Source organism: Stenotrophomonas maltophilia (assembly GCF_047497515.2).
Lineage (GTDB): Bacteria > Pseudomonadota > Gammaproteobacteria > Xanthomonadales > Xanthomonadaceae > Stenotrophomonas.
The window spans coordinates 114,895-127,325 of record NZ_JAXAXL020000016.1; the positions used below are offsets into that span (position 1 = coordinate 114,895).

Sequence of the window (12,431 nt, forward strand, 5' to 3'; positions counted from 1 at the left end):
GTTGCTAATATGCGAGCCTCGGCCAAAGGAGTTCTTCATGTCTACGCTCTCACTTCGGACGGCTGTCCTGTTAGCCATCCTACCACTCACCACCTCGGCATGCGCCAAGGAAGAAGGGTCGTCTCCCCAGGCAAAAAACGGCTCCGGTGCTGAAACGCAGCAGAAGATCATTTCGGACCTGGTGCCGATCAAGGGTGGCTCGTTCCTGATGGGTGATTTTGGCCCCGTGCACAACGAGGACAAGCTGCCCTACAGTGGAGCGATGAATGATGACGTCCTACGCAAGATCACACTGGACGGCTTTTCGATCATGGCCCACAAAGTATCAATTGAGGATTTTGATGCCTTTACAGACGCTACCGGCCGTCCGAAAGTAGGCACGACGAAAATCGATGCCGATTTGTATCGCACGGATCTCAAGGCGGCCGCCGGAGTGAAGTGGCAGGACGCCATGGACTTCTGCACGTGGGCCGGGAAGGGATCGGGCCGCAAGCTCACACTCCCAACCGAGGCACAGTGGGAGTACGCGGCACGATCAGGAGGCAAGATGGTTTTGTTCGCGACCGATACAGGCAGTATCGATGATGGTCGCAATGTCGCGAGCTATTCTCAGTACGATGACGGCAGCGGAACCTCTCTGGGCAAATTCCCTGCCAATCCGGCCGGACTGTACGACATGACAGACCACGGTTATGAATGGGTACAGGATTGGTACGAGGAAAACTACACTGGAGGTGATGCCAAAAATCCTCTTGGCCCGAAGAAAGGTACCGACAAGGTAATTCGAGGGAATGACAGTCGTGGCGGTGATTCACTTTTATTTGTTGCCATGACGTTTGCGCGCGATCACCGGCCTCCGAATCCCCCCAAGTTCAAGAACGCCCATGGAAGTGACATTGATGCGAACCAGAATGCGAGCCACGGGTTCCGCTGCGTCAGTCAGGACTGAGCACTGAGAATTCCTCCCGGAAGTAGCAGGCGGGCGGCAGAATATTGCCGCCTGCCTGCTCTTTCAGGCAAGCATGGTCTGATCGTCCCGGTCCAGCCAGAGTCCTGGGGGATCCATCATTGCAAACGTCGGCGACTCAGTGCCATCCAGTGCAGCCAATTGGACCGGATCGTCGATGCTCATGATCTGAGCGACCTCATATCCCTTCGGGAATTCGTTGAGCAGCTTCGAGCGCTTCTCAAGGAACGATTGCAGATAAGAATTTCCCACATCTCCAACCTTGTCGCGAGAGTGCTTGTTCATCGTTCCGAACACACTCGGGAGATCGTTGTTCAACGAGTAGCCGTAGTCGAGGAAACGCACTACGTCACCTTCTGCCTTTCCACCGTCGGGCCGCCGCTTCCCTTCAATCGTCATGTGCTGCATGACATTCATCCACTCCGGCCTGGATGTGACAGGTTGCAGAATATTCAGCACCGCCTGCTTGTGCCCTGGTAGTGCTTGGATCTCGATGTCGCCCCAGCCCGGAGAAAACTCGGGAAGATTGCGTGCGTGGGATTCAGGGTAGTGCCGGGTAACGGCGTAGAGCAGCATCCCCCTGGTTTCGGGCGTCGCGTAAATGAGCCAATCCGGCTTACTGTTGATACGGTTGACGAGGGCATCACGGGCACTCGCACGCTCTAACCTGCCCTGAAGTTCCTTAAAGCTCGCATTTATCTGCGCGACGCTCTGGGCCAGTGATTTCCCCATATCGCTGTCCTCGGCAATTACCATGAACAGCAGTTTGGATAGCGCCTCGAACGCACCCTGCGCGATGTAGGTGAGCTGGATGAATCCAGAGTGGGCCAACTGATAGAAGACCCACTTTACAAACTCCTTCATCCCTCCCACGTCGACGGCAAACTCAACGGCGCCCTTAGCCCCCCCCCCCCCAGCACAGCCGCGCCGAGGCCTTGATGCGGAACCTTCCATTGTTGAAGAAGATATGCAATTGAGCACTCGCGCCAGCGCCAGCGTTCACTGCCACATCCAGGGCGATCTTTGCGAAGCTGACGGGATCTTTCCGATCTGGCGGCAACCAGCGCAGATCCCCGGACGGCGTGATTCCGCCTTCAACACCCGCAAAGACTTCCGCATTGATGTGGACGCCGACACCGCTCTCCTTCGCCGCTGACTCGTTCATCCCGAACATGCGGACCCGCCGGGGGTCCATCTGTGCACGCGGCAACCCTCGCTGCGTATCAAAATTTTCCGCCAGCGAGTCAGAGCGATCACGTTGAACCGCGGTAGCGACAGGCTTTTTCTGCACATACTTGATTTCGGCGGAGCCGGCCAGGGTGCCCTTCGCGCCGACGAATCCGTACAGGTCGCAGGACAGGACAAACACGATGGCGCCAAGATCCACGTCACCAAACTGCATCTGCCAGCCCTTGATGCTTGGCACGGAGTAGCTATGCGTCCATTTCCCCTCAAAGAGGATCAGCTTGGCAGACGCACTGGCCTCGGCTTTTGCCGAAGCAATACCTTTCTTGGGATCCCATTTTGCAGCACTGCTTGCGCCCGCACCGGCAACAAAGCGAAGCCATTGCGAAGCGCTCGCAACTTCATAGGAATCACTCTTCTTCACATGCTCGACGAATTCATTTCCACCTGACTCGATGATGTCGAAGACGAACGGATCCATCTTCGTCTCGGCCTTCGCAGAGAGCGTGATCGTACGGAGCGACTTCTTGAAGTCAGCCGCATCAAATGGCTTGGTTCCGGTGACCTCGTGCTTTCCCTCGCTCGAGCCACTGACCGGACCACCTTTGACCTTGGTGCCGACGGAGGTATTCACCGCCGTCGGAATTCCCATGATTCGGCGCTTCTTGATCTCTTCATACTTCTTGGCGGGAATGTAGCGACGGCGCAGACCCGAGCGATCCGCCATATTGCTTCCTGCATGACGCCCCTTGTCGTACGTCTCGAAAGTGACGACTTCCTTCAGGTCGGTCAACTTCGAGAAATTCTCATTGAGCATTTTCGCCACGTCGTCTTCGGCGATGCCCAACGCCTTCTCCGCAGCTGCGACTGCATTCGCATCCCGTCCCTGAAGCGCATTGTCGAGATTGGCGCGCGATCGGTGCAGACCGGCCATGGTGTTTTCGATCATACCGCTGAGCTCTTCGAACTCACTCCAGACATCCGGTGTCAGCAACAGCAGCTCCCGCGCCTCAGCGTTGAGGATCGCTGGCGCGCTGATCTTTCCGTCGACTCTTGCGGTGCGCCCCTGCCCGGATTCACTCATCGCGACCTGGCTCTTCATGCCCAGCACGTACAGCGTCGTCGATTGTCCCTTGACCAGGGGATCCAGCATGTCTGTGCTGCGGCCTACTTTCGTCCCGCCGAGATTGAAGTGGAACCGGCGACGACCATTGCAGGTGACGCGCGGCGTCATGCCGTTCTTGTCGGTGTTCCCCTTGATGGGACGGCCAGCCGCGTCGTGGCCTGCAACCTCGCGTCCCTTTGCATCTACCGCATAGGCGAGGTAGGGCGCATTCGGGACCGCCTTCTGGTCGGCCTGCATCTGGAACTTCACCCGGAAGTAAGGCTGCAGCTCAAGCGCACACTGGATCGGCGCCATCGTCATGATGGTGCTGTTGAGCTGAAGCTCGATATCGTGCGAGACCGCCTTCTTCTGACGGCCTGCGAAATCCGGCTGCACCCACTTGCGCTGATCAAAATCCCAGACTTCCAGTTGGAAACGTATGGTCGTGGGCGGAAGGAACGGAACCTGCGTGGCAGGCTTGACCCCCTTGTCCAATGGATTCTGTAACGGATTCGGCGTGGTATTCACGAACTTCGTGAGGCCCTGCGCATCGGTTGTTCCATTGACGACCTCGTTGCGATCGGGCAGCTGCAGAACCCGGTAGCGGACCTTTGCGGCAGGACGCTGCTGACCATTGTCGGCGAGGTAGTAGAGCCTGAAATTTCCAGTTGCCATGATGTCTTCCTTGTCGCGCGGCGATCGTCTGCGCGCTTACGCTTCGTCGTTGAGGTAATAGCCTTCGTGCCTGGTTTCACCGTCGCCGACGAAGAGATGAATGTTCTGCGGGCCCTTGGTCACCACCTGCTCGGTTTCGCCCTGCGCATTGGTGGTGCCTTCCCGCGTGCTGCCATCGGGCATGACCAGCACATAAGGCGAGTTCGGCATCGGCTGGCCTGCGAAATCGCGGAGGACATACTTGAGCTTGTAGGCATCAGCAGGATTCGGCAAAACTAGCGGCGCAGTAACACTCGCCGGCCCCACCCACTCCCGCTGGCTTGCCTTGAACTCCACCTTCCCCGGCGCGCCCAGCTCGATGTTGTCGCCCTCGATCCGAATGTAGGCCCCTGCCGCCGTCGCCAGAAGATGCTTGCTCGGCGCCGACAGCTGCACATCCGCTTCAGTACTGGCGATACGCACCTGGGTCTTGGCCGCCACGATCATCTGGTTCTTGTGCGCACGCGCACTCACCTTGCCCTGCGCGGCGTGCAGCGCGATGCCGCGCTCCTGGTTCGGGCTTTCACCGCTGGGCTGGACGCCGGCGGTGTACATCACCAAACCGCCAGCCACCGCCATCGTCAGCGAGCCCTGCGTCGTCCAGTTCAGCGCCACGCCGCTGGCCAGCGTAGTGTGGGTGCCACTGACCCAGACCTGGTCGGCCGGGGTCAGGCTCAGCACGCCGGCCACGCCGCTGCCCAGCAGCACCGGCGCGCTCCAGCCCGGTGCTTCGCCATCACCCCCGGCGATGCTGCCGGCAGCACTGCCGCTGTGGGTGGCGCGCAGCGCCTCCTGCAACTCGGTCAGCGTGGCATCCACCGGCAGTTCGGTCGGGTCGTCGGGCAACTGCGCCTGCTGGTTGACCGCCGATTCGGCCAGCTGCTGCAGCAGCTGCTGGCTTTCCTGCAGCTGGCTCAATGCCTGCGGCGCAGCCATCTGTGGCGTGCCCTGTTCGGTGGTCAGCAGCAGGCCGCGTCCGGCACGCAGTGCGCCCTGTGCCTGGGTGGACAGCTCCACGCCAAAGCCGCGCTCGCCATCCCGCACATTGTCCTGGCCGCCCTTGAGGTGGCCCAGGGTCAACGTGGTCTCGTGCTGGGTGGTGGACAGCTGCGCGCGGCCCTGTCCGGGCGTGTCATCGAAGCGCAGCTGCTGGTAGCCGCCGGTGCCGCCCTGGCTGTCGGCCAGCGCCTGGCTCTTGAAACCGGTGTACACCGCGGCGTGGTCGTTGCCCTCGAACCAGGCGGCGGCGTTGCCGGTGGCAGTGGCGCCACCGCCATTGATCTGGTTGTGCTGTGCGTCCTGCTGGCCACGGCCGTTGTAGACCGCCCCGACCACCACCGGCCGGTCGATGTCGCCTTCCAGGAACGCCACCAGCACTTCCTGCCCGCGCCGCGGCAGCACCACGCCACCCCAATTGTCACCGGCCCACGGGGTCATCACCCGCACCCAGGTCCAGGCCCCACCGTTGGCCGGGGCGTTGTCGTCGCCGCCGGGATGGGCCAGGCCGCTGCTGGCGTTGCCGCCGCGCTGCCACGGGAACTGCACCTTGATGCGGTGGTCGCGGTCGGACAGCAGCGGGTCACCATCGCTGACCACGATCGCGCTGAGCGTGCCGGTGATGGTCGGCCGCGGATGCAGGTGCGCGCCGTGACCGTCTTCGGTCTGTGGCCGGTAGTTCACCTCGGCCGGGATGGCGACGAAGCGGTTGTCGTAGAACGCGGTGGATACTTCGCCCGACGCCTGGCCATTGGCCAGACCGGATAGCGCGCCCGGCAGCGTCGGCGCCGCCACGCTGGATGGGCCCAGCGCCTGCTCCAGCGCGTCGAACACGTCGGCATCGAGGTTGTTGCGTGCCTGGTGGTGCACCGACAGGCACAGGAACTGAGCGTCGTCACCGACCTGCGGATGCTGCGACAGGCCGAAGCGCGCACCGGGCGCCAGTGCGCGCCATTGCCCGGCGCCATCGATGGTGTGCGCGCGCACGCGCAGCGCGTCCAGGTGCTGCTGTGCGCGGCGCTGGCCGCGTGCGTTGTCCTGCCAGCCGTAGGGCCCGCAGGTATCGCGGTCGACGATGCCCAGGTCGTTGCTCTGCGCGGCCTCGGCGCTGGCCTGCCGCCGCTCCAGGGTGCGGTAATCCCAGGTGGCGCGCTCGACCTTGCCCGGGCGCCAGCGGTGCGCGGTGGACCACTGCTGCACGCTGTCGCTGCGCTCGCTCTCGTCGCGGCGATGGAAGCGCACGCTGCCCAGTTCGGTGGTGTCGTCGCTGTGGTCGGCCAGCACCAGCGTGTGCGTGCCGAAGTCCGCGCCGCCGGGCTCGCCGGCATGCTCGAACCAGTAATAGATGCCCTCCTCGGCCAGCAGGCGCTGGACGAAGGCAAGATCGCTTTCCTGATACTGCGTGGTCAGGCTGCGCCGCGCGTACTGGCTGGCGTCACCCAGCGACCAGCGCCAGGCCGGCGCCAACCCGCTGTAGTCGGCAAACAGGTCTTCGACGATCTCGACCACGGTCTTGTCGTGGAAGACATAGCTGTCCACCCGCTGCGACAGGAATGCCAGCCACGGTTGCAGGCGCAGCCGGTAGCGCGCCAGGCCGCCATTGCTGCCCAGCCGCTCGGCGGCGGTGATGCGGCCATGCAGCGGGCGCACGCTGCCATCGGCCTGTTGCAGTTGCAACAGCGCGCCCTGCCCGATCAACGGCGCCAGCTGCAGGCCGGCGTCCAACGACAGGGCGGTGATCGTCCACTGGAAGCCGATACCGTCGAGCTGCTCGACGCCATCGAGGGTTTCGGCGACCAGCACGTCGCTTCCCAGCGACGTGTGCAGCCGCAGGAAGCGCTGTGCGTGCGAGGGGCCGGCCAAGGCTGCCCGCAGGTTGTTTACCAGATCCATGGTGCTTCCGTGCCTCAAGGTGGTCTGCATGCGACATGCGCATCGGTGTACTCCGCTTCCCGCGCCCGCGCGGCCTGCGTCCCGACCGGGGCGCAGGCACGCACGGCGATCACGCCGCTTCCGGACGGAGCCCGTTCCACGAACGGACGCGGTCCAGCTCACGACCCAAGCCCAGTTCCAGGCTGTCGCAGTGGTCAAGGGCTGCTTCGCAGTCAAGTCCAAAGAATTCCACCAGCGTTCTCCTTTCGCTCAGTGTCATGACATTTTTGAAGCCACCCTACTTGCCGCCGATGACTTTGATGGCGTTGATTTGGCTCGCCTCGGCCATTGCTGCCAGCACGCTCTCTGCAATCTCAGGCAGCAGGGTTCCGTACGATCTGCACCGGCACTTCATCGTTGATGCGGACGTCGAGGACGCCGCCTTGGGTGCAGGGCCTCGACGAGTCAGCCAGCGAACTGGCTCTTCGACACGGCTGATGTGAGCCACATGCCGCCCTGCTTGCCCAGCGCTGTTCACCCAAGCGCCCCCCGTGAAATCAGACCGGCCGACGGTCCGGCTCGAACTGCGCCATGACCTCCGGCTCGACCAGTCTCAGAGGATCATTGGCATCGATCGCGCATTCGTCCTCTACCCACTGCGGCCACACTGGCATACGGCAGGATTTCAAGACCAGACAGCGGCACAGAACGAGAGGCAACAGCAGCGGCATCAACACGAATCGGGCACCCAGCATGGCGGGCCCTAGGCTGGCAACCACGAACAGATAGCAGTTGCGCCAGGACGGTTTCACCGAGAGGTTCATCTGCCGGTCTTCAATGCTGTCGATCACGGCCTCCGGCCCACTCTCCATGTAGCGCCTGACGAACTCCCAGATTTCCTTGATCTTCTGCTCGTCATCGAAGTAGTGCCCGACGGCGAAGGTGCGCTTGACCACCCGGTCTTCAACGACGCTGCAGCGCAGGTCACGCAGGAAGTCCTGGGTAGTTCCCCGACCGATGTAGAACACCGCGTCATCCCACGGCACCCGGACTGCCCCTTCCTTGCCTCCGGTGAAGAAATAGACCATCCGGTTACGGCGATTGAATCGCGTCGGATACCAGACGTACGTGAAGAACTCGTACTTGAGTGTCGTATGCCAGAACAGTACAGGAGCGCCAACAACGCACACTGCAACCATTGCATACATAACCCAGTCCCAGAAGTCGCCTTCCAGATTCGGAATCACCAGGGTGAACAGGAGGAAGAACCCGAGCAGGAACAGCCCGATGGTTCCAAGCAGGACCATGGTGGTGGACACCATGCCCCGCAGCCTGAAGCGCCGATCAATCAGGTCGACGTAAGTCGAATTGAAGTGAACCAGCGAAGCACGCTCGTCGGGAGCAACGTCCTGCTCGACCTTGGGACTGAAGCGCGAGGCATTCTCCTGGGGCGAAAGGAAACCACCTTCGGGAAACTCGCGCATCCAACCGGTATACATCAATCCTCCTCACCCAAGGCCTGCAGGCCAGTCATCTCATCCTGAAGCGTATCGAATTTTCGGCTCTTGTGCTTTCCAAAATAGGAGGCATCCAGCCATTTCTGGATCTTCGTCGGTTTGAAGTAGGCAACGATCAAGGTGATGATCGCGACCACCAGGCCGATGATCAAGCCAACGAAAGCGAACGTGGTGAACAGCAGGATCGCAGCGATGATGCTTGCCAGGCCGAGGACGATCATGCAGATGCCATAGCCACGCGAAAGGCCGATGTCCTGGTAGCCATCAATGATGCTCAGCGTACCTCCGATCAATCCCGCGGCGGCACCAAGGAACTTGCCGATGCCGCCCAACAGCCCCGCCCTGCTGCTCAACTGGCCCGAAAGGGCCCGCAGCCTTATGCCGTGGCTGCCAGCCCACCACGGATGCTTCTTGGCGACGCCCGCACTCAGCTCCATCAAACCGCCCGTCAGGCCAGCTACCCCACCTGCGAAGTTGGTTATCTTCACGTCCTTCTCTTCTGCCTTCGCCTTCCTCATCTCGTCCCACGCTCGTCCAAGACTGAACGCGGTGAAGATGTTGGAGACGACGCCCACCTTGAAATCGAGATCGAAAACGCGCCTGACATTGCGCTGCAACAGGGCGTCGAACTCTTCGTGCCGGACAATGACGGACTGGGAAATGTGCAGATCGCGCTGAGCGCCCCGCATCTGCATCAGCCTCTGCGCTTCACCTTCATCCACGATCAAGAAAGCCTGATAGGGGTAACGTCGGCCTTGGGCGTCCTCTATGTTGTCCAGCGATGCGCGCACTGCACTACGGTACTGATGCGAGTTCCCGCCAGAGATGCTCGCCAGCGCCGAGGCCACCATTCTTGTAGCCTGCTTTCGCGTTGCCTCTGTGCGCAGATCGATCAGTCTCAGCCTTGTGTTTGGATCTTCTGTCTTTGCAAGGGCTCCGAGCAGTGAGATGACGCGTCGTTCAGGCAGCTTTGCAGCCATCCAGCCAATCGCACCGTCTCCAAGACCACTGAGTCTTGAGACAACGGGTCCACTGATCTGATACGCATACTTTGCAATGGCATGCATGGCAACCTGCATCCACTTCCCACCAGCAGGCGCCGGACCGCCCGCCATTGCAGACTTGTAGCCGTCGCTGGTCAGTACGGTATTGAATACACCCCAGATCTTCTCAGACGCATCCGCCCAACTGGTGCCGTCTTTGTTGATGGCACCATCCTTCATGGCCGCGGCCCAGCCCTTGATGATCTCTTCCTGGTTCGCCGCCAGGGCACGAACTTCTACGGATCCCGGCTTCTCGGGATCCTCTCCGAGACGGTCCATTAGGAAGCGCATGACACTCGCCCTGGCCGTGGCGTCGGTGATTACCAGCATTGCCTTGTGCACATAGGCAATGCCGCTGTCTATGTTTCGCTTGTCGAAATTGTGAATGAAGTGATTTCTGTACGCGTCGGAGCCCATCCACGCCAAATATGCAGCATCGAGCGGCTCGACCGTTGCCTTCTCGAAGGCAGACAGTTCAGCCGGGTACTCGACCTCGATGTATTGCTTCTTCTTGGTGTTGTCGAACAGATCGATGTGATCGCTCTGCCAGGCATCGGTTCCGAGGCGGTCAGCCTCCTCCTCGGTGATGTAGCCCGCATACTCCATCTTCTCGCCCGCATTGCGCCCCCGGTAGGCACCACTGGAGTGCGCTGGAAACAGGGTGCCGAAGATGCCGGCAACCGTGGAACGCGTTTCACTGGTTCGCTGCACTGCATTGTGCCGCACCGCCATAGCAATGGCATCGATCGCCTGCGCGCTCTCCCGCTTCCAACGACGCAAGGGCTCGTTTGTCCATGCATGGGTACGGCGGATGATCTGGGAGTTCAGATCCATCGCAATCCCGATCGGATCGTCGAGCGCGACCATCGCGACCTTGATGTCCTTGCCAGCCTGCCTTCCTGCCTCGAGCAACTGGGGAACCTGCCCAACCGCACTGTTGAATGGACTCAGGGAATCGGCAAACGCTGGTGACGTACTCTGCTGGCCGGCATCAAGCCCCAGCGGCCATGCGAAACGGATCGGCTGCATCATCCGTTCAAACAGATCGCCGCCAACCTTGAACTCCGCCACCTCCGCGTGATGCGCGGCCAAAGCACCTGCATGCGGCTGCTCCGCTTCGCCCTTGGACTGGCACCATGCCGCACCGTCGAACTTGCGCATGTTCGCCTGCCTCACCGCAGGTTTGTCCATGTGCTCTTTCAGTACGGAAGCTGTCCATGGCGTATCGCAGAACGCCATCCACACATTGCCGACCCTGCCTGGGATGTGCGCATCGGGAATGGGAACGCACCGCGCCATCTCCGAGGTTGCCCGACGACCGCAGGGAGCATTGTCCAGGTCCTCCAGACTTGGCGGTTGGGAACTATGGATGTCGAATTCCGTGAGATAGCCCTTGGCGTCTGCCAGATAGGCCTTCCAACCCCTCGCGCCAAGATGCTCATTGAAGACATACACATACCCTTCCCGCACTGTGCGCAGGGTGTACTGTGCGAGCGCACGAGGCAGCTGCACGGCACTTCCCCCACCAGCGAAGCTGCCTGCAAGCTGCGGCGCCTGCGCCCACGCATTGACATCCGTTCTGGCGACGGCATAGCGCAACGGCATCAACAGGAGGCCCTTGCGATCACAGGCAGGACAGTGCTTGGTGAGATCCTCGCAGGGAGAAAGCACCTTTGCAGTGCTGCCTGCGCCGGCGTCACGCTTGGTCGCAGCTGTTTTCTCGTTGTCCCACTGGCCGCCCTGGTCCGTCGCTACGAACCTGTAGGAGGCCTTCCAGGCTTCTTTCTTTCCCGCGGGGCGCTCTCGATTGCCCCACACATAGATCTGTCGACCGTCGCTGGTGCTGTAGCACTCACAGGTGACCAAATTCCGCTCGGCAAAGTACTTGAGCGAGGTTCGTCCCTCGCCATCGGGTTCGGAAACCACATACCAACCTGGCTTGAACTCAGACATTTCCCACTCCTGTGATTTCGTTTTCCGGCCATCGCCGCGCGGATTCCGGTGCAGCCTGGTCCGCCCTTTCCATGCTACGGGCCAGTTCTTCAAGATCCAGCTCGGCAATTGCACCCAGATAGGTTCCTCCGCTCTGCCGCATGTCGCTGAGACACCGCTTCATGACTGGATGCAGGAACAGAGCATCGCCATGGAGAACCGCGTCGACGGCGAATGCCTGTTGGTCCTCCGTCGAAACCATTCCTTCCTGCTCGATCGCCCGACGCAGCGCCGCATCGATGCGCTCATGGAGAGCGGAGGACGCCAGCGTGCCCGGTGCGAGCCTGGCGATCTCGCGAGCAGTTCGGTTGACCAGCTCGACTCTGAAGACCGCATCCCATTGCGACTCGCTCCAGGATTCGTCGTGCGGTTTGTCCTCTTCCGGCCGCGCCGTACACGTCCAGGTGCCGAGATCGAGATCCCGCCAGCACCACACATCGATCGACCCCATCAAGCCGTGCAGCTGGGCAGGCGAAAGAATCCGCGGAAGGTGCGTGAAGACGCGGGGATCATGGAGTCTGATCCAGTACCGGTCACTGCCCGGCTTCCGCCGGAACATCATCGAGCGAAGGTGGCGGGCAACCTGATCAACAGCGGCATCGCTTCCAAGCAGTGCCAGAAGACCGCGCGGCTCACCGGTCACATAGGTGCTCTCGAGCTCATCAAGCAGCGCCACGCGCAGATCCGGACTGGCTCCGTCAAGCGAGACCAAGTGGGGACACGTCCCCTTCGGCAAGGCGACAGCCTGAGGCTCCAAGCTCAGTGTCCGGAATGAGCTCAGCAATGGAACAAAATCCAGCACCGATTCGCTGATGATGGCAGTGGGATACTCAAGGATCTGCCTATGTGAGAAATCCATGGCATCAGCTCACTGGCACTACGGCTGCGCCCGCGCGTTCCGCGTTCGCCGCTTTGGTCGGACACAGAGCAAGCTTGCCATCGTTGGCCTTCGCCTCCCCCGCCACACTCGCCGGCCCCACCCACTCCCGCTGGCTTGCCTTGAACTCCACCTTCCCCGGCGCGCCCAGCTCGATGTTGTC

The 12,431-nt window shown here is 61.4% G+C and carries 7 protein-coding genes; 1 reads left to right on the forward strand and 6 read right to left on the reverse strand.

Translation table 11 applies throughout. The annotated features are described in order from the left end of the window. Positions 1-37: 37 nt before the first annotated feature. Positions 38-949, forward strand: coding sequence for a formylglycine-generating enzyme family protein (locus ACMZPQ_RS18720; protein ID WP_312647131.1), 912 nt, complete (start codon positions 38-40; stop codon positions 947-949). A 63-nt stretch (positions 950-1,012) separates the two neighbouring features. On the opposite strand, the gene ACMZPQ_RS18725 is transcribed toward ACMZPQ_RS18720, so the two are convergent. The 6 genes from ACMZPQ_RS18725 to ACMZPQ_RS18750 form a co-directional block, all read right to left on the reverse strand. Then, the gene (locus tag ACMZPQ_RS18725; RefSeq protein ID WP_495495853.1) at positions 1,013-1,831 is read right to left on the reverse strand and encodes a hypothetical protein; all 819 of its coding nucleotides are present in this window, start codon (positions 1,829-1,831) and stop codon (positions 1,013-1,015) included. A gap of 34 nt (positions 1,832-1,865) precedes the next feature. Then, entirely contained in the window at positions 1,866-3,932 is a 2,067-nt protein-coding gene (locus tag ACMZPQ_RS18730; protein WP_495495854.1) for a hypothetical protein, read from the reverse strand. Between the two features lie 36 nt (positions 3,933-3,968). Then, positions 3,969-6,860, reverse strand: coding sequence for a type VI secretion system tip protein TssI/VgrG (locus tag ACMZPQ_RS18735; protein WP_495495855.1), 2,892 nt, complete (start codon positions 6,858-6,860; stop codon positions 3,969-3,971). Positions 6,861-7,396: 536 nt separating this feature from the next. Next, on the reverse strand, positions 7,397-8,338 hold the full coding sequence (locus tag ACMZPQ_RS18740) for a DUF6708 domain-containing protein (protein WP_197584229.1): 942 nt from the start codon (positions 8,336-8,338) through the stop codon (positions 7,397-7,399). Further along, complete coding sequence (locus ACMZPQ_RS18745; RefSeq protein ID WP_197584227.1) at positions 8,338-11,352, reverse strand: T6SS effector BTH_I2691 family protein; 3,015 nt, start codon at positions 11,350-11,352, stop codon at positions 8,338-8,340. Before ACMZPQ_RS18745 ends, ACMZPQ_RS18740 begins: the two co-directional genes overlap by 1 nt. Further along, positions 11,345-12,250: a DUF4123 domain-containing protein gene (locus ACMZPQ_RS18750; protein ID WP_197584225.1), complete on the reverse strand. Its 906-nt coding sequence runs from the start codon at positions 12,248-12,250 to the stop codon at positions 11,345-11,347. The genes ACMZPQ_RS18745 and ACMZPQ_RS18750 overlap by 8 nt, the downstream gene beginning before the upstream one ends. Positions 12,251-12,431 lie beyond the last annotated feature (181 nt).